This is a genomic window from Gimesia chilikensis, assembly GCF_008329715.1.
In the GTDB taxonomy this organism is placed as follows: domain Bacteria; phylum Planctomycetota; class Planctomycetia; order Planctomycetales; family Planctomycetaceae; genus Gimesia; species Gimesia chilikensis.
In genome coordinates, this window is sequence record NZ_VTSR01000033.1 from 1 (window position 1) to 505 (window position 505).

1 protein-coding gene is annotated in these 505 nt (G+C 62.2%); it reads right to left on the bottom strand.

Annotated elements, in window-relative coordinates; all coding sequences use genetic code 11:
• Positions 1-505: hypothetical protein (locus FYZ48_RS29425; protein WP_187782286.1), on the bottom strand; the 505-nt coding region annotated here is incomplete at both ends.

Here is a 505-nt window from a genome sequence, read left to right on the forward strand (position 1 = left end):
GGTAATGTCGTTGCGGGATCCATCGAACACGGTAAACGGTGCATCGCTGGCCATCTGCGGAATCACAAACGGATTCTCAGAAGCCGGCCAGGTGACCGAAACGCGGTATACGCCCGGGGTCAGACCGTAGAATTCCCAGAAGGCGGCGGCATCACCGTAGTGGACGGGATCCACCAGCTGCGACTGCACGGTGTGAATGTCGTCTTCATAGCCGACCCCCGTGGTGATCGCTGCGGTGCCTGCCGGATGGTAAGGCCAGTCCCCGCTCAGTGAGAAGCCCAGGTCGCCGTTGTCGACGATCGTGGCCGGGTTGTCTTCGAACGGGGTCACTTCCTCAAAGTTGAGGTACTGCACGGTCCCCACACCGTCGGCCGTCAGGGAGTAGCCGGTGTCAATCACGGCCTGTCCCTTGGCGTCGAAGTCCAGAATGTCATATCCCCCCCGTCCGTCGGCCGAACGCAGGACCGGCGGTCCGTCGATCGGGAAGTTGCCATCCTGCGAGAGC